Below are 21,926 nucleotides of genomic sequence, written 5' to 3' on the forward strand. Positions count from 1 at the left end.
TCACTTCTTGGCGCCGCCCTTTTGGCCCGTACGAATCCGGCCGGAGCGCGAGACCTGACGGGCGCCGCCACGGGCGCCCTTCTGGACCGCGATGGACGAGCCGGCCTTCTTGGAGGCGCTGGATTTCAGCCCGGCCAATATCTTGGGCTGGGCCTTGCGAGTCTTCTTCTGCTCCAGCGCCTTGCCGGGCAGTTTGGACAGCGCTTCTTCCTTCTCGGCCTTCTTGATCACGCGGCGCGGCGCGGTCTTGGCGTCGCCCTTGTAGCGTTCCGGCCCGGACTTGGCGCCGCCCTCGGCATAGGGGTTCACGCCGCTGGACTTGACGTTCAGGCGGATCGGCGTGCCCGGCAGGTCGAAACTCTCGCGGATCGAGTTGACCAGATAGCGCTTGTAATGCTCCGGCATCGACTCGGCGCGATTGGCCATCAGCACGAAGGTCGGCGGACGGGCCTTGGTCTGGGCGATGTATTTCGGCTTGATGCGCTTGCCGTCCACGGCGGGGGGCGGGTGCCGCTGGGTGGCCATGGACAGCCAGGTGTTCAGGTCCTTGGTCTTCACCTTGACCGACCAGGTGTCATAGGCCTGAAGCACCGCCGGCATCAGACGTTCGACGCCCCGGCCACTATGCGACGACAGGACGACGAAGGGTGAACCCTTCAGTTGCGGCAGCTTGTCCTCGGCCATGCCCTTCAGCTTGGCCATGCGCGCCTGGGGCTCGTCTTCCAGGTCCCACTTGGACGCTACGTAGACCAGGGCGCGGCCTTCGCGCTCGACCAGGTCGGCCAGCTGCAGATCCTGGGTGTCGAAGGCGTCGTCCTTGTCCATCATCAGAATGACGACTTCGGCGAAGGTAATGGCGCGGATGGTGTCGGCGACCGACAGCTTCTCCAGCTTCTCCTGCACCCGCGCCTTGCGACGCATCCCGGCCGTATCGACCAGACGGATGTTCTTGCCCTCGAACACCCAGTCAACCGAGATGGAGTCGCGGGTGATGCCCGCTTCCGGCCCGGTCAGCAGGCGGTCGTCGCCGATCAGGCGGTTGATCAGGGTCGATTTGCCCGCGTTCGGACGGCCGATGACGGCGATGCGGATCGGCTTGTCCGGCTCGTCGATCTCTTCGATGAAGATGTCTTCCGAGGCTGCGCGGATGGCCTTGTAGAGGTCGGCCATGCCCTCGCCGTGCTCGGCCGAGATGGCGACGGGTTCGCCGAAGCCCAGGGCGTGCGCCTCGCCGACGCCGCCGCCGCTTTCGCGGCTTTCGGACTTATTGGCCAGCAGGATGATCGGCTTGTGCACCTTGCGCAGGCGCTCGGCGAAAATCCGGTCCAGGGCGGTGACGCCTTCGCGGGCGTCCATCATGAACATGACCAGTTCGGCGTCGTCCAGCGCAGCCTCGGTCTGCTCGCGCATCCGGGCTTCCAGGCTGTCGTCGGTGACATCCTCGTAGCCGGCCGTGTCGATCAGCGTCAGATCCATGTCGCCGATGTTGCCGTCGGCATAGCGCCGGTCACGGGTCACGCCGGGGCGATCGTCGACAAGCGCGAGGCGCTTGCCGACGAGGCGGTTGAACAGTGTCGATTTGCCCACATTGGGGCGGCCGACGATGGCGACCTTCAGAGCCATGTCGGCTTTCTAGCTTAGTTCGGGCTGAAAATCAGCGGATGCAGATCAGCTGACCGTTATCGGTCAGCACGTACAGGGCGCCGTTATAGGCGGCGGGCGCGATATAGGCGGGCGCACCCAGCTTCAAGGTCGTCTGCGCAGCGCCGGTCTTGGGATCAAAGGCCACGGCCTCGCCGAACGAGTTGACCATCACCAGGCGGTTGGACGCCAGCAGCGGACCAGACCATTGCGGCGTCAGTTCGCGGTCGAAGAAGCCGAACAGACCGCCTTCCTTGCGGACGCGTCCCTCGTTCAGCTCGCGCGTCCAGTAGATCTGGCCCGTGTCGCGATTGACGGTGATCAGCTGACCCGACTTGGACACGACGAAGACGGCGTCGCCGACCGGCAGCGGCGCGTTCACGCCCGTCACCGGCAGTTGCCACTTGGCCTGGCCCGAACGCAGGTCCAGCGCCGACAGGACGCCCGAGTGGCTGACGCCATAGACCATGCCGCGGCTGATGACCGGACGGCCCGCCACGTCGCGAACTTCCGACAAGGCGCTGGTGCGGCTAGTGCGCGACAGGGTTTCTTCCCACACGGCCTGACCGTTCAGGGTGCTCAGCGCGACCAGTTGGCCCGAGGCGAAGGGCGCGACGACGGTGTTGCCGCTGACGGCCGGGCTGGAGGCGCGCATGACGCGCGCCGGCTCGGCGATTCCGCGATAGGTCCAGTCCTGGGCGCCGGTGGCGGCGTCGAAGGCGAACAACTGGCTGTCCACATCGACTACGAAGACGCGGTTGCCCGACACCGTCGGGGCGCCGTGGATCGGGGCGTCCACCCGCTGGGTCCAGACCACCGCGCCGGTGTTGGCGTCCAGCGCCGACATCGAACGATAGCCCGAAGAGACGAACACCTTGCCGCCGCTCACGGCGACGCCGCCGCCGAAGCCGCCGTTGCGGTCACGCTCGGTGTTCTTGACGTTCACCTTCCACAGAATCTCGCCGGTGTCGGCCGACACGGCCGAGACGGTCGATTCGCCGTCCAGCACGAAAATCTTGCCGTCGGCGGCCACGATGGGCGCCATGACGTTGCCGACGCGGGCCGAGCCCTCGCCGATGTCGCGCTTCCAGGCGATCTGGAAGTTCGGCGCCGCGATGACGTGTTCGACCAGGTTCTCGGACGTACCGCCCGGCTGCGTCCAGGCCGTCACGGCCTGCGGACCAGGCAGGAAGAAGTCGCGGCCCGACAGGGCGGCCGACGGCGTCAGGCTCTGTTCGAACTCCAGCACAGAAATCCGCTGACCGGCAGAGGCGGTGGCTCCGGCCTCTTCCTTGCCGCCCAGACCGAACGGCAGGTTGCGACGCACGGTGCCGCAGGACGCGACCGTGGCGGCCACGCCGCAGATCAGCGCGACTTTCAGAACTCGGTTCATCGGGGGCGTCCTGTAAGGGGTCGTCACTATTGGGCGGCCGGCGCGGCGGCGGGAGCCGCTACAGGCGCCGAGGGGGTCATTGCGTTTGCTGCGCCGGGCGCGGGCGGCGTGGCCTTGGCGGCGGCGTCGATGATTTTCTTGATCGCGGCTGCGGTCCCGGCGTCGATGCTTTCGACCGCGATCTGGGCGCGCTGGCGGATCGAGTCCGGCACGTCCTGACCCAGTTGCAGCAGGACGAAGGCCTCGCGGGCTTCCTTGGTCTTGCCGTGCTGGAGGCGCGCCAGGGCCAGGGCTTCCTGGGCGAAGGCGCGCAGAGGGCGGTCATCCTCGGCCAGCGGCGTCAAGCGGGCCTCGATATCGGCCAGGGGCGCGGTGTCCATGATCAGGAAGGCGGCCTTCAGCGCGGGCGGATCCGACAGCAGCGGATCGCTGGACGCCTTGGCGGCTTCGTCGAACAGGCGGACCGCGTCGGGGAACTTGTTGGCGCTGACGGCCAGGCCGGCCTGCTGCTGCAGAGCCATGACCTTGTAGGCGCCGTTGCCTTCCTTGACCGCTTCCTCGAAGGCGGCGCGGGCGTCCATAGGCTTGTCGGCCCTCAGGGCCTCCATGCCGCGATCATAGGCCTCGGCGCCCTTGCCGGCCTTGCTGGTGTTCAGGCTGTCCCAGCCCCACCAGCCCAGGGCGCCGATCAGGGCGACCACCAGAACCACGCCGAAGACGGGCAGCCAGGTCTTGGCCAGACGCTTCACCTTTTCGGAGCGAAGCTCCTCCTCGACCTGCTCGAAGACATCAACCACTGAAACGTCGCCCCAAAATCGCTAAAAGCAAACCGGCGCGGACCCTAGAAGGTCGGCTCCTCGCCCGCAACGTCGTCCGTTACTGCGAAGCCGGCTTTTTCGAGAAGTAGGTCTCGACTTCGGCAGGAAAACGGCGGGTTTTCACATCGGCGGCGAAAGCGGCGGCCGCGCGGTCGATCTCTGTGCGCAGATCCGCGTATTTCCGCACGAACCGCGGCGTCCAGTCGAACATGCCCAGCATGTCGTTGATCACCAGCACCTGACCGTCGCAGGCGGCCGAGGCCCCGATGCCGATGGTCGGGGTGTCGATGGTTTCGGTGATCTCGCGCGCCAGCGATTCGGCGACGCCTTCGATGACGATGCAGAAGGCGCCCGCCTCTGCCGTGGCCCTGGCCTCGGCCATGACCCGTTCACGCTCGTAATCGGTGCGCCCCTTGGCCTTGAACCCGCCCTCGGCCAGGATCGCCTGGGGTCGCAGGCCGACGTGGCCCATGACGGGAATGCCGCGTTTGACCAGGAAGGCGACGATCTCGGCCAGTTCGATGCTGGTTTCCAGCTTCACCGCCTGGGCGCCCGTCTCCTGCATCACCCGCACGCAGTTGGCGTAGGCGACCTCCTTGCCGCCCTCGTAGGAGCCGAACGGCATGTCCACGACCACCATGGCCCGCTTGGCGCCGCGCATGACCGCCTGCCCGTGCAGGATCATCATCTCCAGGGTGACGCCCACCGTATTGGGCAGGCCGTGAACCGCCATGCCCAGGCTGTCGCCGACCAGCAGCACGTCGCAGTGCGGGTCCAGCAGAGCCGCCATCGGCGCGTCATAGGCGGTCAGGCAGACGATCGGCTCGCCGCCCTTGCGACCCGCGATATCGGGTACGGAAATCCGTTTGACGGTCTCTTGGGTATGGACGGACATCGCCGGGTCTCCTGACGTGAAGCGGTCAGATAGGCCCGCCGAACGGTGAAGTCACCTTCAGACGTCCTGCGACAACCGCGCCGCGCCCGCCGCCAGCACCGCAGCCATGGCCCCGGCCACGATCCAGAAGGCCAGAACGCCCGTGCCGCTGGACAGATCGACCGAGCCGACACCCAGGCCATCCAGCCCCGACTGGGCCGCGCCCTGCGCCGTCGCCGCCGCCGCGCGCAGCCCCTGGTCCAGCGTCGTCTCGCCGTTAGCGGCGAAGTTCACGGTCATACCCTCGCGAATCGCCAGCGCGCCGCCGACCAGCCCGGCCGCCGTCAACGCCAGCACCCGCCAGCGCGACTGCTTCTCCATCCGCGCTTGCAACGTCGCCAGGAACAGGGCCTCGTCGGCCAATCGCGGGCTTTGCGCGAACAGCCGCTCGATCGCGGGATCGAATTCATCAGCCGACATGGATCGACCTCCCGTCGCCCTGCGCCGGTTGAAGCCGCGCGCGAAGTTTATCCAGACCACGTTTGACATGGGATTTCACCGTTCCGAGCGGCAAATTCATGGCCGCCGCGATTTCGGGATGTGACATCCCCGCGCCATGGCACAGGGACACGCACACCCGCTCGGTTTCGTTGAGCGTCTTCAGCGCCTCGTCCAGATCCATCAGGCCGCCGCGATCGAACACGACATCCGCCTGATCCGTCTCGACCTCGGCGACATAGCGGGCCTCCTTGGCGACCCGCTTCAGATAGAGCCGCGCGGCGATCTTCTTGATCCAGCCTGCAAACGTCCCCTGCCCCCGGAACTCCGAGCAGCGCTGGAACCCTTGCAGGAAGGCGTCCTGCGCCACGTCGTCGGACAGGGACGGCGTGGCCCCCATGCGGCGCAGCAGCCCGCGCACCGCCGACCCATGCCGACGGACCAGTTCGCCATACTCGCGCCGTCCGCCGGCCGCCGCCTGGGCGGCCAGTTCGACATCGTGAAAGTCTGTAAGTGTCTTGACCATGACGTTTCCCCCTTCCGGCGGACGTCAGTCTTTGTTCGGGTTGAAGAAGCCCAGGATGATGAAGGCGATGCCGATGGCGGCGGGAATGCAGGCGATGCCCAGCAGAGGCCCCTCGCCGTTTCCTCCCCATTGGCTGGTGAACCCACCGACCGTGAACGCAAATCCGGCGATGCCCACGCCGCTCGCCAAGCTAAGGACGCCCTTGCGAATGTCCTTGCTGCGGGACGGCAGCCCCTTCTGGACGTCCTTGGTCATGGCGTCGATCAGCTCGGGCGGCAGAGTCTGGCCCTTGTCCACCGCATGGCGGACGGTCAACTGCACCTCACGCCGTTCGCGGTTCTTCAGATAGCTTGGCCCGACCACGACCGCGACGATCGAGGCGAAGATGGTGAAGACGATAAAGACCGGGGTCCATTCCATGACGGTTCTCTCTTTGTGTGCAGCAGCCTGATGCGGCGGCCTTCTGATCACAAGAGGCTGCAGGATGCGCCCACGGATGCGCCGCCTTACGTGAAATCTTCGTAAGGTCGCCGTTCCAGCCGCCGTCTGTTCGGTCTAGGATCCGAACATCAACCTCAGGAGCGCGTCCCATGGCCCATGTCACCTATCGCATCGTCGAACACGACGGCGGCTGGGCCTATACGTCCGGCGGCACCTATTCCGAGACTTATCCCACCCATGACGACGCCAAGGCGGCCGCCGTCCGCGCCGCGCGCGAGCAGCGGGTGCCCGACGAGACCGCCGCCATCGAATACGAGACCGCCGACGGCAAGTGGGTGACCGAGAGCGCCGACGGCCACGACCGCCCCAGCACGGACGTCGAGGGCTGAACACGGCGTGATCCAGCGCCGCACCCTGCTGGCCGCCGCCTTTGCGCCGCTGGCGGCCTGCGCCACGACCCCGGCGGCCCACACCGACGCCGGGCTGAGGCTCGTCACCTTCAACATCTGGCACAATCTCGGCGACTGGACCGCCCGCCGCCCGCTGCTGATCGCGGCGCTGAAGGCCCAGGACGCCGACGTCATCGCCCTTCAGGAAGTGCTGGAGGACGCCAACGTCGGGCTTGAAAACCAGGCCCGGATGCTGGCGCGCGAGCTGGGCGGCTATCACGTCGCCTTCGTCTCGACCGACCCCGAGGGGAAGCCGCGCCGATACGGCAACGCCCTGCTGACCCGCCTGCCGGTTCTGGCCGAGGATTCGATCAAGCTGGAGCCGCTGGACGACTTCCGCACCGCGCTCCGTCTTCGGGTCTCGGTTCAGGGACGGCCGGTCGATGTCGTCGTCACCCACCTGGCCTGGCAACTCGACGCCGGCCCGGTGCGCGCGCGTCAAATCTCGTCCCTGCTCAGCTGGCTGCCCCAGGAGGGCGTGCCGCTGATCGTCATGGGCGACTTCAATGCGACGCAGGACGACCCAGGCCTGGCCACCATGACCGGCCCGCGCTTCCTCAGCGCCCTGCCCCGCGGCTCGGTCGCCACCACCCTGAACCCGGCCAAGAGCCACCCGAACCGCGTCATCGACCACATCTTCGTCGAGTCGGAGTTCTTCGCCCCCGTCGAGGCTCATATCTTTGGCGCTGCGCCGATCAACGGCGAATACCCCTCCGACCACTTCGGCGTCGCCACGACCGTCCAACTCAGGTGAGCGCGGCGGCATAGACCTCGGGCTTGAACCCCACCAGCCGCCGATCCCCCAGGTCCAGCACCGGCCGCTTGATCATCGACGGCTGCGCCAGCATCAGCGCGATGGCCTTGGCCTTGTCGATGTCCGCCTTGTCCGCATCCGGCAGCTTCTTGAACGTCGTCCCGGCCCGGTTCAGCACCGTCTCCCACCCATGCTCGTCGATCCACAGTCCCAGCAGCCCCGCATCGGCCCCGGCCTTCTTGTAGTCATGGAAGACATAATCGACCCCCTGCTGCTCCAGCCAGACCCGCGCCTTCTTGACCGTGTCGCAGTTGGGAATGCCGTAGAGGATGTAGGTCATGGGTGTCTCGAAGGCCGGATTCCTGCGGGCGAGTTCATAGCTGATTTCGACACGTTGCCGACTTTGCGCCACGCCCCGCCATTGCCGTGCTTAACCTCAAAGGCATCGTTCGCAATTTCTGATGCTTGGCGGCACACAGCGAAATGTTTGTCGCGGCGGGTGGCGCGCAGGATTCAGGTGAAAAATCGTCGTACTTTCGCATTCACCTCAGAGCATCGATCAGGCTTCGGAGCGTCGCAGAGACATGGTGGCGGCTGCTGTAGTAGAGAAACAGTTCGCCTATCGAGCTTTCCCAGGATTCAAGGCATCGGACGAGCTTTCCACTATCGAGGTGTTCCTGGGCGAGATGTGTGAAAACAAGCGCCAACCCTCCTCCAGACAACGCCGTTTCTAGCATCATTCGCTGATCATCAAGGGTTATCTGCCCTGTGACAGGCACACTGAACGTTTCACCGGACCGTTCGAACTCCCATGGAAATACAACACCATTCGCAAGTCGATAACGGATACAGTTCTGGGACAGAAGATCCTTTGGCGTCTGAGGAAAACCCCGTTCACGGAAGTAGGCGGGACTTCCAACTACAACGAAGAGAAAGCTAAATTTCAAGCGAACGGCGATCATATCCGGTTGCAAACTTCGACCGAAACGAATGCCTGCATCGTATCCTTCCGCCACGATGTCTACCAATCGATCATCACAGGATACTTCTAGGGAAAGTCCTGGATTCGCTGCTGTCATCTGCGTCAGGAGAGGCGCCAGAATAGCATGCGCAACAGCGCGTGGCGCCGTCACGCGCAACGAGCCTGTAGGAGAGCCGCGATAGCGATTCAAAATCCTCCAGCGCACTCTCCACTTCCTCGAACGCGGGTCTGAGGCGCTGAAGCAAGTGTCGACCCGGTTCCGTCAGGCTGACAGCGCGCGTGTTGCGGTTCAACAAACGAACTCCGAGCGCATCTTCCAGGGTCTTTATGGTGTGGCTAAGGGCCGATCGGGTAACACCCCGCGCTATCGCAGCCTTCTGGAAGCTGAGCAATGTGGCGACCGAGACGAAAGCATCGAGCTCGTTCATACGCGTTTTCATGGTGAGCACAGCTCATCAGCGCGTCAAATTTGTCAAGATTATCGTAAGCGCTAGATAGGTTTAGATTGGCGTCATCAGAAGTTAGGACATGCCATGCGCGCTTATGAAATTGGAGAACGGGACGGACTCGACACCTGGATCCCGGTTGAACGCAACGAGCCTCAGCCTGCCGCTGGTCAAGTCGCGATCCGCGTTCACGCTGCGTCGTTGAACTTTCGAGACGTACTGCTCGCCAACCGCGGCTATGGTTTTCCAGTAGCCAGCGCCCGGACGATCCCTGTGTCGGACGGCGCGGGTGAGATCATCGCTGTCGGTGACAACGTAACCCGGTGGAAAGTGGGGGACCGCGTTGCTGTCAACGTCGTGCAGAACTGGATCGGCGGTCGCCAGCCCGACGACGCCTTTCTACACATGCTCAGTGGTGCGCGCGATGGAATGCTGGCCGATGTTGTGGTGCAGGACGCGAGCGCCGTTGTAGCGATACCTGAACATCTATCCTTCATTGAAGCTTCGACACTGCCCATCGCCGCTGTCACGGCCTGGAACGCGCTCTACGGCCTGAAACCGTTGCTTCCGGGACAGACGGTCGTAACCTTGGGCACAGGCGGTGTGTCTATATTCGCCCTGCAGATCGCGAGTGCGGCCGGGGCACGCGTCATCGCCACCTCGTCCAGTGACGAAAAATTAGAACGCGCACGCTCGTTGGGCACCACCGACACCATCAACTATCGAACGATCCCTGACTGGGATCAGGAAGTGCGTCGCCTGACGAACGGAGTCGGAGCCGACCACGTCATCGAGACAGGCGGCAAGGGAAGCCTTGCCCGCTCCATCGCCAGTACGCGCTCCGGAGGCATCGTAAGCCTCCTAGGTGTTCCTCCTGGGGAAACTATCGACGCGACCGGACTATTGATGAGCAGCGCGGTGCTGCGAGGGATGAATGTCGGCTCCCTTGAGATGTTCGAGGGACTGAACGCCTTTGTGACACGCACCCGCCTGCGCCCCGTCATCCACCGCGTCTTCGCTTTTGAAGAGTCGAAGCGAGCACTCCACGCCCTCGCCGAAGGCTCGCATATGGGCAAAATCGTCATTGATGTCAGCGGCCGCAATACACACTGAAGGAGCAGACATGGACATCCAACAACATCGCAATGGAAAGTCTGCTTTTCGCCCGCCACCTGAACAGGGTCAGTGTGATGTCGACGGCGTTTATCGCCGCTCCCATCCTAATCCCGCGACCAATCCGTTGCGTTTTCAGTCCCTTGGAATCCAGCAGCGTCAATCGACCTGACGCCCCTTCAAACCGCGCTATAATCCCGGCCGGTCTTTGAAAACGTCAGCGCGCTCGCAAATTGCACCTTCTTGCACTTTGCACTCGTTTTCGGGGTGCAGTGCAATTTCGTCCGCCGCCGATTTCAGACGAAGTGCACAGATTGCACCCTGTTTTTCGGGGCGGTCCGCTAGGCCGCCAACCCGGCGACCACGCCGATCACGATCACGATGACCGTCCCCAACGCCCCCGACAGGCCTATGGCTCCGAACAGGATCAGGGCCTTGCCGACGCCCGGCAGGACGCCGCGATACCACCGCCCCCGTCCCATACGCAGGAAGGCGGCGAAGCCCAGCACGGCCATCAGCAGGCTGGCGATCAGGGCGGCCGGTCCCGTCCCGAACACGAACCAGGACAGCGGCAGCATCGGCACGGTCCAGGCGTTCAGATAGGCGAACGACGCCCGGAACCCCCGGCGCACGCCCAGGTCTTCGGCGTCCCACAATCGAAACAGCGGCATGGCCGCCAGGGCGTAGAGCGGCGCCATCACTGGGATGGTCAGGAACGACATCCACCCGTCGGCGTCCGCCATGAAGGCGTCGCGCGACTTGCCGGCCTGTGCCAGCAGCGGGTTCAGCATCTCCGCCGGCATGCCCTCCAGATAGCCGCTCAACCCGCCCTTCAGAAAGACGATCAGCATGATGATCGCGTTCAGCGTCAGATACAGCTTCAGCGGCTTGGCGTAGCGCCCGCCGCCAGTTGGCCCCTCGATCATCCAGGCCTGCAGCACCAGGCGCGGCCGCACCAGCAGGTCGCGCGCCGTGCGCACCTCGGCCCCGCCAAAGCCCAGCGTATCCTCGGACAGGTCCCGGATCGCCTGTTTGCGCGTCGTCTCGCCGTCGGTCATCGGATTCTCCCCAGAGCGGATGCATACACCGCCCGGTTGACCGCGCAAGGCGAGGATCAGAACCGCTTCGTCAGGCCGATGCTGAAGACCCGCCCGCGCGGATCGGCCACTACGGGATCGTAACCCAGGGCGAACTGCGCCAGCGGCGGCGCCTTGTCGGCGACATTGACCACCCCGACCGCCAGATCGAGATCGGCGCCTATGATGCGGCTATAGAGCAGATCGACCGTCGTCTGGCTGGCGATGCTGGCGTCCGTGATCCCGCTGCGGTCGTTGGCGTAGGCGTCTGTATAGTGGACCAGAGCCGTGACCGCATGCGCGCCGCCGCTCCAGCCAACGGCGAACTCCCCGCGATTGCGCGGCAGGGACCGGCCGATGTTGTTCAGATTGGTCGAACCGACCCCCGAAACCTGGGCCGCCGAGGCGTTCAGCCGGATGTCATAGGCGTCCACATAGGTCCAGGTCGCCGAGGCCGTCGCCTCTCCGCCCCACAGGCCGTGACGATACCGGGCCGACATGTCGATCCCTTGCGTCTCGATGGACGAGGCGTTGACGAAATAGAGCTGGATGAAGGTCAGGGCGCCGCTGGGCGAGCGGGTGATGCGGCCCTGCGCATCCGTGCCGGTCAGGCCCGCCGTCGTATCGGCGGTCGCCTGGTTGATGATGGCCTGCGCCGATTCCTTGACCACCTGATCGGTGTAGTCGAACCGCCAGGCGTCCAGGCCCAGCTCCAGCCCTTCCATCAGCTTCCAAAGCGCGCCCAGGCTGAGGCTCTCGGACTTCTCGGGCTTCAGGTCGGCCCGGCCCGAGGTCAGGGTGTTGACGAAGACGAACGCGCCCCGGTCGAACACCGACGGTTGCGACGCCTGGGCGCCGGACTGCGCATAGACCGACGGGGCGCGGAACCCCTGCCCCCACGAGGCGCGCAGGGCCAGGGCGTCGGTGACGTCCCATCGAATGGCGGCCTTGGGACTGAACCGACCCTCGTCGCCGTCGTAGGACTCATAGCGGCTGGCCAGTTGCGCCTCGACCCGGTCGCCCAGATGGATGCGGGCCTCGGCGAAGGCGGCCAGCGCCTCCTGGTCGCCCTCGAAGTCGGGCGACACGCCCGCCGTCAGCAGGTCGCCTGCATTGACCAGATCGCTCCAGTCGTGGCGGAAGGCGCTGCGGCGATACTGGGCGCCGACCGCGACATCGACCGACCCGCCGGCCCAGGCATAGGCCTCGCCGCTGGTCGAAGCGTCTGCGGTCGTCAGGGTCGAGGCGCCACGCAGGCCGGTCGAGCCGATCAGGCTGTCGATCAGCGCAGCGCTGTTGGCCGTGCCGGTCCCCAGATAGGCGCTGCCGAACGGATTAAAATACTGACAGGCCCCGACGCCGGGCGCGCCGCTCGCCGGATTGCAGCCCGCCCCGCCCAGGCCGTTCAGGGCGTTCTGCAAGGCGCTGCCGATGGTGTCGGGCTTGTCGTATGCGACATGCTGACGGCTGCTGGTCGCGCTCAGGTTCCAGGCCCAGCCGTTGGAAAACCGCCCGTCCAGACCGCCGGCGATGCGCCAGGTGCGATAATCGAACTCGGCCTGCGACGCCCCCGCTTCGGCGCCCAGCAGACGCCCCCGGAACAGCACCGCCTCACCGAACGGATTGTCGGGATGGGTCGCCGGCACCGTCAGCGACCGCGCCAGGATCGGCAGCGACGGCGACTGGCGCGCGATGGTGTTCGTCGCCGACCACGCCGCCTGCAGCGACAGGGTCATCTCGCCCACGGGCCGACGATAGTCGGCGAACAGTTGCGTCCGCGTCTCCTCCGGCGTCAGGTCGAAGAAGTCGGAATAGTCCAGCCGACAGAACACGTCCGTGGCCGAGTTCCGATAGGCGCTGCCGAACGCCGGATTGCCACAGGCCGGATCGGGCGAGAACCCATTGCGGCTGGGTCGGAAATAGGAACCCGGCTGGCCATAGCTGGTCACGGCGGTCCAGGCGGCGCGGCCATAGCGTTCCGCCTGGGTGAAGTCCCGCTCGTCCGAGCTCAGGGCCGACCGGTGGAAGTGCGACGCCGCCAGCGTCAGGTCGCCGCCCAGCAGCTTAAACCCGCCGATGGCCTCGATCACGCTCTCTTCCGACCCGTCGGCGACGGCGTATCTGGCGCTGACCTCAGGCCGGTCCACGCCGCGCCGGGTGATGAAGTTGACCACGCCCGCCACCGCGTCCGAGCCATAGACGGCCGAGGCGCCGTCCTTGACCACCTCGACCCGCTGCAGCGCGATCATCGGCACGAGCGAGTTGATGTCGACAAAGGCCGAGCCATCCACCGCCACCACCGCGCTGTTGGTCCAGCGCTGGCCATCCACCAGGACCAGGGTCGAGCCGAGGCCGAGATTGCGCAGGTTGAACTGGGCCGTGCCCGAACTCTGCGGCTGGTTCAGCTGATCGACCTGGGCTTCCGAACCCGAGTTGGCGGTGACCAGGCGGACCAGTTGCGACGCGTCGGCGATCCCGGCGGCGGCGATGGTCTCGCGTCCCACCGTCTCGACCGGCGCGATGCGATCTCCGCCCGCGATCCGCGAACCGGTGACGACGATGTCCTCGACCTGAGACGCATCCTGCGCCTGCACGGCCGAGGCCGCCAGCCACGCGACCGAAGCCGTCGCCATCAGAAATTTGCGCTGCGTCATCTCATGCTCCCCGCGATCAGTGGCGGGCTTCTAGCCAGCGCCAAGGTTTTGCGAAAGACCATTTTTGCAGTTTTGCAAATTCGATTGCGGCTGAGACCTATCGCGCCATTGATCCGGCGATGTAACCGGTTACGGTGCGACAAAACAGAAACGGCCCAAGGAACGGGCCTAGGAACGGGCAAGGGAAGCAGGAAGCATGGCGAACGTCCGTCTGGTCGACACTGTGCCAAGATCCGCCGCAAAGAAGTCTTGATACTCGGTGCGGTTCAGGAAGGATTGAGCGATCCGTTCTTCGTCCTTGCGCTCATAGGCGCCGAAGAAGTGGAGACGATCCTGGATGATCGGTCCGCCCAGGCTAGCGCCGTATTGAAGACGCCGTACTGGGGCCTTTTCGCGGCCGTCACGCTCGGAAATCTGGTCCTGCGCGACCCAGTCCGGGTCCTGGTAGAAGACGAAGGCGTCGCCATGAAACTCGTTGGTGCCTGAGCGTGTGACAGCGGTGATGATGGCCGAACCGGCCTGCTCGTACTCGGCCTTGAAGTTCTGGCTGATGACCCGGAACTCTTGCACCGCGCCCTGCGGGAAGGGCGTGCCGCGGCTGTCGTCCTGACCGGCTACACCGCCGTCGTTGATCAGCGACTTGCGGTTCTGGCCATCGATGAAGACGTTGATCGCCTGGGCGGTTTGGCCGCCGGCTGAGATCGTCCGCTCGGTGTTGTCTTCCGTCACCCGCAGGCCGGGAGCCAGAGCGGCGAAGTTCAGGAAGTTGCGGCTGATCTGCGGCAGGTTGTTGATCTGCTGCTGCGTCACATTGGTGGCGACCTCAGGCGTGCGAACCTCAAAGACGCGGCGACCGGTGACGACAATGTCGCCCAGCTCCGTCGCGCCATCCGTCGCCGCGCCGGTCGTGGCGGTCGCCGCGACGTCCAGGTTCAGGGTTCCGACCTGGCCCAGGGCGAGGGTGACGGTCTCTTCCGCCGTCTGACCGTCCGCACTGGTCACCTGCACGCGGTAGGTGCCGGGACGCAGGCCCGACAGCACGTAACGACCGTCGCCGCCGACGCGCGAACGCGTGGCATACCCGGTGGAAACTTCGGTCGCGACGACCGTCGCGCCGGCTTCCGCCGTCTGACCGTCGAAGACGGCGCCACGCAGCGTCGTCGTTGCATTCTGCGCCTGCGCGGCGCCGACGAACGCCATGCTTATGGCGATGGCCGATGCGGCGGCCAGGGCGGCCTTACGCGTGTTGAACTGGTTCATCCTGAGCTCTCCCCTCCTGATGGGATCGGTTTTCAGCGACATGGCTGGCCTACCCTTTGTTGAACCTGGCGGACGATGCCGCCGCGGTGGATTGGCGTTCGACCAGGATCGGCCGAACGATTTCGCAAGCGGTGTCCGGGGCCTCGGCGTTCTGGCCGGCCTGGACGAGGCCGATCAGGCGTTCGACGCCTCGACGGCCGATTTCCGCGATATTGACGCGCATGGTGGTCAACGCGGGCCTCATCAGGGCGGCGATGGGCACGTCGTCAAAGCCGACGACCGCGATGTCCTCGGGGCAGCGGACGCCCGCCTCCTGGAAGGCCAGAAGCGCGCCGACGGCCATCATGTCGTTGGCGGCGAAGACTGCGTCGGGCCGCTCAGGCATGGCCAGCAACCGGGTCGCGGCGCGGTGGCCCGAGGCCTGGGAGAAGTCGCCCTCGACGATGATGGGGGCATGACCATCCAGCGCTGCGGCATAGCCCGCCGCGCGGGTATCGGCCTCGATGTTGCCGGCGGCGCCGCGAATGTGGGCGATGCGACGACGGCCGGTGGCGATCAGATGTTCGACGGCGGCGACGGCGCCCCCGTGGTTGTCGATCATGATGGCGGCGCGTCCCGCCTCGGCCTTGCCGCCGTTCATCAGCAGCACTGGCATGCGGCCCGCGAACTCGGACGCCAGGTTCGCGGCGCCCAGATGGGGCGACAGCACGATCATGCCGTCCACCCGTCCCCGCATCGACCGAACAGCGGCCAGGGTGTCATCGGCGCCGTCATGCGAACTGGAGACGATCAGGTGTTTGCCATGGGCGCGCGCGGCCAGGTCCATGCCCCGGATCAGCTCCGAGAAGAACTCGCCAAACAGGTCGGGCAGGATCACGCCGATCGTGTCGTTCTTGCTGGTCGACAAGCTGCGAGCGCCGAAGTGCGGGACGTAGCGCAGGCCCTCGACCGCATCGAGCACGCGCTGGCGCGTCGCATCGGAAGTGACGCCCAATCCGTTCAGCACGCGAGAGACCGAGGCCACAGAAACCTGCGCGCGTTCGGCCACGTCGCGCATGGTGGCGGCCTTGGCGAAGGGCGGGCCCTCCTGCCGTGCAGACGCAGCGCTGGGCGCGGCCATGTCCAATCGGATTCTCCCTGCTCCCTACCGTCCCGGCCCCTTATCGAAGATCCGTCGATAGATGATGTAAGCGGTTACATGACACAGGAGCAATGTGAGCCGCAAGCGCCGTTCAGCCACATTTTAGGCTATTTCTCGCCGAAGGTCGGTCATCGAGAACGACGGAAAGCAAGTAAAACGTTGTGGAAGCGAAGGTTTTTGCTCACGCCACACCTGCCTGCAAAAATGGCGGTGCGTGTCGGCCGCGCGTCTTGGCCGCACCGCAGGACGACAGAACGAATCGCTGGGCAGACATGAAAAAGGTCTGCATCACCGAACGATGCAGACCTCATTTCGACGATGCGTCGATCCTCAAGCGGGGTCGAGGTCCGCCAGCCTGCCGCGTAACATCTGCAGCATGGCGGAAAAGTCGCGACCGCCATAACCGATGCCGTCGAACAGGGCATACATGGCCTCGGCCTGTGCGCCCAACGGCGTCGAGGCGCCCGACTTCGCCGCCGCGTCCTGGGCAAGCTTCAGGTCCTTCAGCATCATGGCCGTGGCGAACCCGCCCTGATAATCGCGGTTTGACGGCGCGGTCGGCACCGGGCCGGGCCAGGGATAATAGCTGCTGACACTCCAGCATTGGCCCGATGACTTGGACGCGATCTCGAAGAAGCGTTCGGGATCCAGGCCCAGCTTCTCGGCCAGGGCGATGGCCTCGCAGGTGCCCAGCATGGAAATGCCCAACAGCATGTTGTTGCAGATCTTGGCCGCCTGACCGGCTCCGTGGTCGCCGGCGCGGATGGTGATGCGGCTCATGGGCTCCAGCGCCGCCTCGACCCGGTCGAAATCGCCTTCGTCGCAGCCGACCATGAAGGCCAGCGTGCCTGCATCCGCCGCCGCCGTGCCGCCCGACACCGGCGCGTCTGCAAAGGCGTAGCCAGCGGCCTTCGCCAGACCGGCGACCTTGCGCGCCGTCTCCACGTCGATGGTCGAACAGTCCAGCAGCAGGGCCGACGACGGCGCCGCGCCGATGATCTGTTCCGAATAGACCTTCAGCACATGCGGGCCGGCGGGCAGCATGGTGATGACGACCTCGGCGTCTTTCACAGCCTCGGCGACCGAAGCGGCCGAGCCGCAACCCGCCGCGCTGGCCCGCTCCAGCGCGGCGGGCGACAGGTCGAAGGCGGTGACCGCATGGCCCGCCTTGGCCTGGTTCGCGGCCATGCCGCCGCCCATATTGCCCAGGCCGATGAAGGCGATCTTGGTCATGGTCTCTCTCCCTATATCGGCGTCGCTGTCAGGGCAGCGGCGTCCATTTTTCATTGTCCGGCAGCGACGCGAACAGCGCGTCCAGCGTCGAGGGCGTAACGCCCGACAGGTCCGCCGGGGACCATTGGGGCGCGTTGTCCTTGTCCACGATCACTGCCCGCACGCCTTCCTGGAAGTCGTGGGTCCGCACCACGCGACCGCCCAGGGCGTATTCCATCGCCATGTTCTCGGCGAAGCTGGCCAGACCTGCGCCGGTGCGGATCTGGCGCAGCGACACCTTCAACGACTGGGGCGACTTGGTGTTCAAGAGCGCCAGTTGTGCCAGGCCCCAGTCCGAGCCGTCCGCCTCCAGGGCCGCGAAAATTTCCTCGACCGTGTCGAAGCCGAACAGCCGGTCGATGGCCTCGCGGTGGGCGTTCAGCGGCGCCTCTTCCGGCTCGGTCGGGCAGGCGTAACGGTCCGCTTCTTCAAGCGGATCGGTTGGATTCGACAGCAGCGCCCCTTTGAATCCTTCGATGTCGATCAGGGGGATGAAGTGGGTGTGGATGCCCAGCGCCACCGTGTCCGCCGCCTTCAGCCGCGCGCCCGTCAACGCCAGCCAGACGCCGGTCTGGCCGGGCAGACGCGGCAGGAACCAGCCCCCGCCCACGTCGGGAAAGAGGCCGATCCCCGTCTCGGGCATGGCGTAGGTCGTCCGCTCGGTCGCCACGCGGATGTCCGCCGGCTCAGAGATCCCGACTCCGCCGCCCATGACGATGCCGTCCACGATGGCCGTGATCGGCTTGGGATATTCGAACATCAGATGGTTCAGCCGGTATTCGGCCAGGAAGAAGGCCCTGGCCTCAGACGCATCGCCCGCCCCGCTCTCGGCGATCATGCGGATGTCGCCCCCGGCGCAGAATCCGCGCTCGCCCGCATGGTCGATCAATACCGACTGCACCGAGACGTCGTCGCGCCAGGACAGCAGCGCCTCCGTCATCGCCTCGCACATCGACCGGTTCAGCGCATGGATCGCCTTGGGCCGGTTCAGAGTGATGCGTCCGACGCCGTTCTCGATACGGATGATGATTTCAGGTTCGGTCATGACTTCGACGTCATCGCCATGTGTCCCTTTTCATTGATGCGTCTCATGACGGTCAGTCGCGCAGGTCAAAAACATCCACGCCGGCAGCCATGGCGGCCTTCAGCAAGCCGGCGTCCCGGCTCGCCAACCCACCGCCGTGACCAAGGGCGTGCAAGAGGTAGGCAGTATCGAACAAAGTCAGGTCGTGCTTCATCGCGGCGTCGATGAAACCGAACACGTTTTCGCTGGTCGGCGACGATGCAATCTCGATCCCCAGTCCCGCCAGACGATCGATCAAATCGCCGGGTTCGAGATTTGCGCGACGCGCCCGCGTTGCAATCAGGTTGCCTACCTCCCATGCGAATATGCCAGGCGCCGCGAAGCGGCGATCAGCGCTGCTGGCCAGAAAAGCGTCAGCGGCGGCCGAGGCTTGGCGCGGGAAAATCCAGGAGGCCGCCGCCGATGCATCAATCGTAACGATCATCACCGCGCGCGATCCGTTTCAATTCATCCCAACTGAGGTCGTCAAAGCCCGCCACGACCGGTTGAGCATCCCGACGCGCGAGAATGCCCTCGACCACCTGTCGCCACGTCTGTGGATCGCGCTGCGGAATCTGACTAATCGGTACAATCTTCGCCGCCGCGCGGCCATGTCGCGTCAGTACGATCCCCTCGCCTGTACGTTCGACTTCCGCCACGAGACCGGACAGGCCAGTCTTAGCTTCCAGTATCCCGACTTCACGCATCACAGGCTCCTGACCATTATGGTCAGAATAGCAGATGGCGCACGCAAGGTCATCATCCCCGCGCCATCTCCCGCGCGATGATCACGCGCATGATCTCGTTGGTGCCTTCGAGGATACGGTGGACCCGCAGGTCGCGCACGATCCGTTCCAGCGGATAGTCCTTCAGATAGCCGTAGCCGCCATGCAGTTGCAGCGCCTCGTCGGCGATCTGGAAACAGGCGTCGGTGGCCTGGCGCTTGGCCATGGCGCACCATTTGGTCTTTTCCGGGTGGTCGTTGTCGATGGCCCAGGCGCCGCGCAGCACCATCAGCCGCGCCGCCTCAAGGTCCGTCGCCATATCGGCCAGGCGGAACTGCAGCGCCTGGAACTCGCCGATCGGACGGCCGAACTGCTTACGCGTGGCCACGTAATCCTGAGCCGTCTCCAGCGCCAGCCGCGCCCCGCCCAGCGAACAGGCGGCGATGTTCAGCCGCCCGCCGTCCAGACCGGCCATGGCGTAGCGGAAGCCCGCGCCTTCCTCTCCCAGCAAGTTGGCGACCGGCACGCGGCAGTCGTCGAACTGGACGATGGCGGTCGGTTGGGCGTTCCAGCCCATCTTGCGTTCCTGCGCGCCGAACGACAGGCCGGGCGTCCCGGCCTCGACGACGATGGCGGACACGCCCTTCGCGCCCTCCCCACCTGTGCGGACCATGACGACATAGAGGTCGCTGGTCCCCGCGCCCGAGATGAAGGCTTTGGATCCGTTCAGCACATAGTGGTCGCCGCCGCGCACCGCCGTGGTCCGCAGCGCCGCCGCGTCGGAGCCTGAGCCGGGCTCAGTGAGGCAGTAGCTGGCGATCTTCTCCATACCGACCAGATCCGGCACGAACCGGCCGCGCAGATCGTCCGACCCGAAGCGGTCGATCATCCACGTCGCCATATTGTGGATCGAGATGAAGGCCGCCGTCGCCACGTCGCCGCGCGACAGCTCCTCGAAGATCAGTGCCGCCTCGACCCGGCCCAGGGCCATGCCGCCGTGCTCCTCAGCCGTGTAGATGCCGCAGAAGCCCATCTCGGCAGCCTGCTTCATCACATCCACGGGGAAATGCTTGTCCTCGTCCCAGCGGGCCGAGTGCGGCGCCAGTTCGGCGTCGGAAAAGGCGCGGGCCGCGTCCTGAATGGCGCGTTGGTCGTCAGTAAGGGCGAAATCCATAACGGCCTCAGCGCATCGTCGGAATGACGAACGAACTGTCCGAATGCTCCAGCGCCGAGTCCGGCCAGCGGGCCGTCACGGTCTTGGTCTTGGTCCAGAAGCGGACGCCCTCCATGCCGTGCTGGTTGATGTCGCCGAAGGCCGAGCGCTTCCATCCGCCGAAGGTATGATAGGCGACCGGCACCGGGATCGGCACATTGATGCCGACCATGCCGACATTGACGCGGGCGGCGAAGTCGCGGGCCGCGCGGCCGTTCTGGGTGAAGATGGCGACGCCGTTGCCGTACTGATGGTTCGACGGCAGGGCCAGCGCCTCCTCAAACGTCTCGGCGCGCACGATCTGAAGGACGGGTCCGAAGATCTCCTCCTGATAGGACGACATCTCGGGTTTCACATGGTCGAACAGCGACGGGCCGATGAAATAGCCCTTCTCGTGCCCCTGTAGGCTGAAATCGCGGCCGTCCACGACCAGTTCGGCGCCTTCCTGAACGCCCTTCTCGATCCAGCCGGCGATACGGTCGCGGTGCTGAGCGGTGACGACGGGGCCATAGTGGGCGCCCGCGTCGGTCGAGACGCCGACACGCATCGACGGGATTTCCGCTACCATCCGCTCGCGCAAAAGGTCAGCTGTTTGCTTGCCGACCGGCACCACGACCGGAAGCGCCATGCAGCGTTCGCCCGCCGAGCCATAGGCTGCGCCCGACAGATCCTTGATCACCTGATCCATGTCCGCGTCAGGCAGGACGATGCCGTGGTTCTTGGCCCCGCCCATGGCCTGGACCCGCTTATGGTTGGCGGCGCCGGTCTGATAGACATAGTGGGCGATGTCGGACGAGCCGACGAAGCTGACGGCGTGGACCAGCGGATGGGTCAGGATGGCGTCGACCGCCGTCTTGTCGCCATGCACCACGTTCAGCACGCCGTTCGGCGCCCCGGCCTCCAGCATCAGTTCGGCCAGACGCACCGGCAAGGACGGATCCCGCTCCGACGGCTTCAGCACGAAGGTGTTGCCGACCGCGATGGCCACGCCGAACATCCACATCGGGATCATGCCGGGGAAGTTGAACGGGGTGATGCCCGCGACCACGCCCAGCGGCTGGCGCATCGAATAGACGTCGATGCCGGGGCCGGCGCCTTGCGTATACTCGCCCTTCAGCGCGTGGGGGATGCCGCAGGCGAACTCGATCACTTCCAGCCCGCGCTGGATGTCGCCCTTGGAGTCGGCGATGACCTTGCCATGCTCGCTGGACAGCAGTTCGGCCAGTTCATCCATCCTCGCCTCGACCAGGCGCTTGAAGTCGAACATGACACGGGCGCGGCGCTGGGGATTGGTGCTGGCCCAACCATCGAAGGCGTTCTGCGCCGCCTGGACCGCGCGATCGACCTCGCCGGTCTTGGCCAGTTGCACGCGCGCCTGCACGTCGCCCGTGTTGGGATCGAACACGTCGCCGAAACGACCGGATGCGCCATCGAAGGCCGCACCGTCGATGAAGTGGCGAATGTCGCGCATGGCCTGGATCTCCCTGATCGTTCTTTTGTTTGCCTATGGCTATCACCCCGCACCGCAGGTCGATAATGCAAAGTTGCAGACAGCTTTCTGCATTTTTGCATGACGGGATCATTCGC

23 protein-coding genes and 1 pseudogene are annotated in these 21,926 nt (G+C 65.5%); 4 read left to right on the forward strand and 20 right to left on the reverse strand.

The window, feature by feature from the left end:
* From der to AC3ISA_RS00330, 7 genes are all read right to left on the reverse strand, one after another.
* Complete coding sequence (der, locus tag AC3ISA_RS00300) at positions 1–1,623, reverse strand: ribosome biogenesis GTPase Der (protein WP_372694408.1); 1,623 nt, start codon at positions 1,621–1,623, stop codon at positions 1–3.
* A 31-nt stretch (positions 1,624–1,654) separates the two neighbouring features.
* Complete coding sequence (locus AC3ISA_RS00305; protein WP_489178823.1) at positions 1,655–3,034, reverse strand: PQQ-binding-like beta-propeller repeat protein; 1,380 nt, start codon at positions 3,032–3,034, stop codon at positions 1,655–1,657.
* A gap of 26 nt (positions 3,035–3,060) precedes the next feature.
* Positions 3,061–3,831 carry a tetratricopeptide repeat protein gene (locus AC3ISA_RS00310; RefSeq protein WP_489178824.1) on the reverse strand — a complete coding sequence of 257 codons (771 nt, stop codon included), beginning with the start codon at positions 3,829–3,831 and terminating at the stop codon, positions 3,061–3,063.
* 79 nt (positions 3,832–3,910) lie between these two features.
* Positions 3,911–4,747 (reverse strand): 3-methyl-2-oxobutanoate hydroxymethyltransferase, encoded by an 837-nt coding sequence (gene panB, locus AC3ISA_RS00315; RefSeq protein ID WP_489178825.1) that lies wholly within the window; start codon positions 4,745–4,747, stop codon positions 3,911–3,913.
* A 57-nt stretch (positions 4,748–4,804) separates the two neighbouring features.
* Positions 4,805–5,206 (reverse strand): hypothetical protein, encoded by a 402-nt coding sequence (locus AC3ISA_RS00320; RefSeq protein WP_489178826.1) that lies wholly within the window; start codon positions 5,204–5,206, stop codon positions 4,805–4,807.
* A complete protein-coding gene (locus AC3ISA_RS00325) occupies positions 5,196–5,750 on the reverse strand; it encodes an RNA polymerase sigma factor (RefSeq protein WP_489178827.1) in 555 nt (184 codons plus the stop codon). Before AC3ISA_RS00325 ends, AC3ISA_RS00320 begins: the two co-directional genes overlap by 11 nt.
* Positions 5,751–5,774: 24 nt before the next feature.
* Complete coding sequence (locus AC3ISA_RS00330; protein WP_489178828.1) at positions 5,775–6,170, reverse strand: DUF6249 domain-containing protein; 396 nt, start codon at positions 6,168–6,170, stop codon at positions 5,775–5,777.
* Between the two features lie 170 nt (positions 6,171–6,340).
* Here AC3ISA_RS00330 and AC3ISA_RS00335 point away from each other — a divergent pair, with 170 nt between their 5' ends.
* On the forward strand, positions 6,341–6,580 hold the full coding sequence (locus AC3ISA_RS00335) for a DUF2188 domain-containing protein (RefSeq protein WP_489178829.1): 240 nt from the start codon (positions 6,341–6,343) through the stop codon (positions 6,578–6,580).
* 7 nt (positions 6,581–6,587) lie between these two features.
* Complete coding sequence (locus AC3ISA_RS00340) at positions 6,588–7,394, forward strand: endonuclease/exonuclease/phosphatase family protein (RefSeq protein ID WP_489178830.1); 807 nt, start codon at positions 6,588–6,590, stop codon at positions 7,392–7,394.
* On the opposite strand, the gene AC3ISA_RS00345 is transcribed toward AC3ISA_RS00340, so the two are convergent.
* From AC3ISA_RS00345 to AC3ISA_RS00355, 3 genes and pseudogenes are all read right to left on the reverse strand, one after another.
* Positions 7,387–7,734, reverse strand: a complete 348-nt coding sequence (locus tag AC3ISA_RS00345; protein ID WP_489178831.1) for an ArsC family reductase — start codon at positions 7,732–7,734, stop codon at positions 7,387–7,389. The two genes, AC3ISA_RS00340 and AC3ISA_RS00345, sit on opposite strands and share 8 nt — an antisense overlap.
* A gap of 202 nt (positions 7,735–7,936) precedes the next feature.
* Complete coding sequence (locus AC3ISA_RS00350; protein ID WP_489178832.1) at positions 7,937–8,566, reverse strand: LysR substrate-binding domain-containing protein; 630 nt, start codon at positions 8,564–8,566, stop codon at positions 7,937–7,939.
* A 70-nt stretch (positions 8,567–8,636) separates the two neighbouring features.
* A pseudogene (locus tag AC3ISA_RS00355) lies at positions 8,637–8,816 on the reverse strand (LysR family transcriptional regulator); the annotation flags it as partial.
* Between the two features lie 93 nt (positions 8,817–8,909).
* Here AC3ISA_RS00355 and AC3ISA_RS00360 point away from each other — a divergent pair.
* Together AC3ISA_RS00360 and AC3ISA_RS00365 are read left to right on the forward strand one after the other, a co-directional pair.
* Positions 8,910–9,935 (forward strand): zinc-dependent alcohol dehydrogenase family protein, encoded by a 1,026-nt coding sequence (locus tag AC3ISA_RS00360; protein ID WP_489178833.1) that lies wholly within the window; start codon positions 8,910–8,912, stop codon positions 9,933–9,935.
* Between the two features lie 10 nt (positions 9,936–9,945).
* Positions 9,946–10,107, forward strand: coding sequence for a hypothetical protein (locus tag AC3ISA_RS00365; RefSeq protein WP_489178834.1), 162 nt, complete (start codon positions 9,946–9,948; stop codon positions 10,105–10,107).
* Between the two features lie 169 nt (positions 10,108–10,276).
* Here AC3ISA_RS00365 and AC3ISA_RS00370 read toward each other — a convergent pair whose 3' ends face one another.
* From AC3ISA_RS00370 to AC3ISA_RS00415, 10 genes are all read right to left on the reverse strand, one after another.
* A complete protein-coding gene (locus AC3ISA_RS00370; RefSeq protein ID WP_489178835.1) occupies positions 10,277–10,993 on the reverse strand; it encodes a hypothetical protein in 717 nt (238 codons plus the stop codon).
* Positions 10,994–11,049: 56 nt separating this feature from the next.
* Positions 11,050–13,665: a TonB-dependent receptor plug domain-containing protein gene (locus AC3ISA_RS00375; protein ID WP_489178836.1), complete on the reverse strand. Its 2,616-nt coding sequence runs from the start codon at positions 13,663–13,665 to the stop codon at positions 11,050–11,052.
* Between the two features lie 168 nt (positions 13,666–13,833).
* A complete protein-coding gene (locus tag AC3ISA_RS00380) occupies positions 13,834–14,925 on the reverse strand; it encodes a carboxypeptidase-like regulatory domain-containing protein (RefSeq protein ID WP_489178837.1) in 1,092 nt (363 codons plus the stop codon).
* A 49-nt stretch (positions 14,926–14,974) separates the two neighbouring features.
* Positions 14,975–16,045 (reverse strand): LacI family DNA-binding transcriptional regulator, encoded by a 1,071-nt coding sequence (locus tag AC3ISA_RS00385; protein ID WP_489178838.1) that lies wholly within the window; start codon positions 16,043–16,045, stop codon positions 14,975–14,977.
* A gap of 351 nt (positions 16,046–16,396) precedes the next feature.
* Positions 16,397–17,299, reverse strand: a complete 903-nt coding sequence (mmsB, locus tag AC3ISA_RS00390) for a 3-hydroxyisobutyrate dehydrogenase (protein WP_489178839.1) — start codon at positions 17,297–17,299, stop codon at positions 16,397–16,399.
* A gap of 28 nt (positions 17,300–17,327) precedes the next feature.
* On the reverse strand, positions 17,328–18,383 hold the full coding sequence (locus AC3ISA_RS00395) for an enoyl-CoA hydratase/isomerase family protein (protein WP_489178840.1): 1,056 nt from the start codon (positions 18,381–18,383) through the stop codon (positions 17,328–17,330).
* A gap of 52 nt (positions 18,384–18,435) precedes the next feature.
* On the reverse strand, positions 18,436–18,846 hold the full coding sequence (locus AC3ISA_RS00400; protein WP_372694361.1) for a type II toxin-antitoxin system VapC family toxin: 411 nt from the start codon (positions 18,844–18,846) through the stop codon (positions 18,436–18,438).
* Positions 18,830–19,108, reverse strand: a complete 279-nt coding sequence (locus AC3ISA_RS00405; RefSeq protein WP_372694359.1) for a type II toxin-antitoxin system Phd/YefM family antitoxin — start codon at positions 19,106–19,108, stop codon at positions 18,830–18,832. The genes AC3ISA_RS00400 and AC3ISA_RS00405 overlap by 17 nt, the downstream gene beginning before the upstream one ends.
* A 52-nt stretch (positions 19,109–19,160) precedes the next feature.
* The gene (locus tag AC3ISA_RS00410; RefSeq protein ID WP_489178841.1) at positions 19,161–20,300 is read right to left on the reverse strand and encodes an isobutyryl-CoA dehydrogenase; all 1,140 of its coding nucleotides are present in this window, start codon (positions 20,298–20,300) and stop codon (positions 19,161–19,163) included.
* A gap of 7 nt (positions 20,301–20,307) precedes the next feature.
* Positions 20,308–21,810 (reverse strand): CoA-acylating methylmalonate-semialdehyde dehydrogenase, encoded by a 1,503-nt coding sequence (locus AC3ISA_RS00415; RefSeq protein WP_489178842.1) that lies wholly within the window; start codon positions 21,808–21,810, stop codon positions 20,308–20,310.
* Positions 21,811–21,926 lie beyond the last annotated feature (116 nt).

The organism is Brevundimonas sp. KH_058, from assembly GCF_057838505.1.

Bases quoted from the DNA above. Each gene is read 5' to 3' on its own strand.
- der (WP_372694408.1), bottom strand. From the start codon at position 1,623: ATGGCTCTGAAGGTCGCCATCGTCGGCCGCCCCAATGTGGGCAAATCG.
- AC3ISA_RS00305 (WP_489178823.1), bottom strand. From the start codon at position 3,034: ATGAACCGAGTTCTGAAAGTCGCGCTGATCTGCGGCGTGGCCGCCACG.
- panB (WP_489178825.1), bottom strand. From the start codon at position 4,747: ATGTCCGTCCATACCCAAGAGACCGTCAAACGGATTTCCGTACCCGAT.
- AC3ISA_RS00320 (WP_489178826.1), bottom strand. From the start codon at position 5,206: ATGTCGGCTGATGAATTCGATCCCGCGATCGAGCGGCTGTTCGCGCAA.
- AC3ISA_RS00325 (WP_489178827.1), bottom strand. From the start codon at position 5,750: ATGGTCAAGACACTTACAGACTTTCACGATGTCGAACTGGCCGCCCAG.
- AC3ISA_RS00330 (WP_489178828.1), bottom strand. From the start codon at position 6,170: ATGGAATGGACCCCGGTCTTTATCGTCTTCACCATCTTCGCCTCGATC.
- AC3ISA_RS00335 (WP_489178829.1), top strand. From the start codon at position 6,341: ATGGCCCATGTCACCTATCGCATCGTCGAACACGACGGCGGCTGGGCC.
- AC3ISA_RS00345 (WP_489178831.1), bottom strand. From the start codon at position 7,734: ATGACCTACATCCTCTACGGCATTCCCAACTGCGACACGGTCAAGAAG.
- AC3ISA_RS00360 (WP_489178833.1), top strand. From the start codon at position 8,910: ATGCGCGCTTATGAAATTGGAGAACGGGACGGACTCGACACCTGGATC.
- AC3ISA_RS00365 (WP_489178834.1), top strand. From the start codon at position 9,946: ATGGACATCCAACAACATCGCAATGGAAAGTCTGCTTTTCGCCCGCCA.
- AC3ISA_RS00370 (WP_489178835.1), bottom strand. From the start codon at position 10,993: ATGACCGACGGCGAGACGACGCGCAAACAGGCGATCCGGGACCTGTCC.
- AC3ISA_RS00375 (WP_489178836.1), bottom strand. From the start codon at position 13,665: ATGACGCAGCGCAAATTTCTGATGGCGACGGCTTCGGTCGCGTGGCTG.
- AC3ISA_RS00380 (WP_489178837.1), bottom strand. From the start codon at position 14,925: ATGAACCAGTTCAACACGCGTAAGGCCGCCCTGGCCGCCGCATCGGCC.
- AC3ISA_RS00385 (WP_489178838.1), bottom strand. From the start codon at position 16,045: ATGGCCGCGCCCAGCGCTGCGTCTGCACGGCAGGAGGGCCCGCCCTTC.
- mmsB (WP_489178839.1), bottom strand. From the start codon at position 17,299: ATGACCAAGATCGCCTTCATCGGCCTGGGCAATATGGGCGGCGGCATG.
- AC3ISA_RS00395 (WP_489178840.1), bottom strand. From the start codon at position 18,383: ATGACCGAACCTGAAATCATCATCCGTATCGAGAACGGCGTCGGACGC.
- AC3ISA_RS00400 (WP_372694361.1), bottom strand. From the start codon at position 18,846: ATGATCGTTACGATTGATGCATCGGCGGCGGCCTCCTGGATTTTCCCG.
- AC3ISA_RS00405 (WP_372694359.1), bottom strand. From the start codon at position 19,108: ATGCGTGAAGTCGGGATACTGGAAGCTAAGACTGGCCTGTCCGGTCTC.
- AC3ISA_RS00410 (WP_489178841.1), bottom strand. From the start codon at position 20,300: ATGGATTTCGCCCTTACTGACGACCAACGCGCCATTCAGGACGCGGCC.
- AC3ISA_RS00415 (WP_489178842.1), bottom strand. From the start codon at position 21,810: ATGCGCGACATTCGCCACTTCATCGACGGTGCGGCCTTCGATGGCGCA.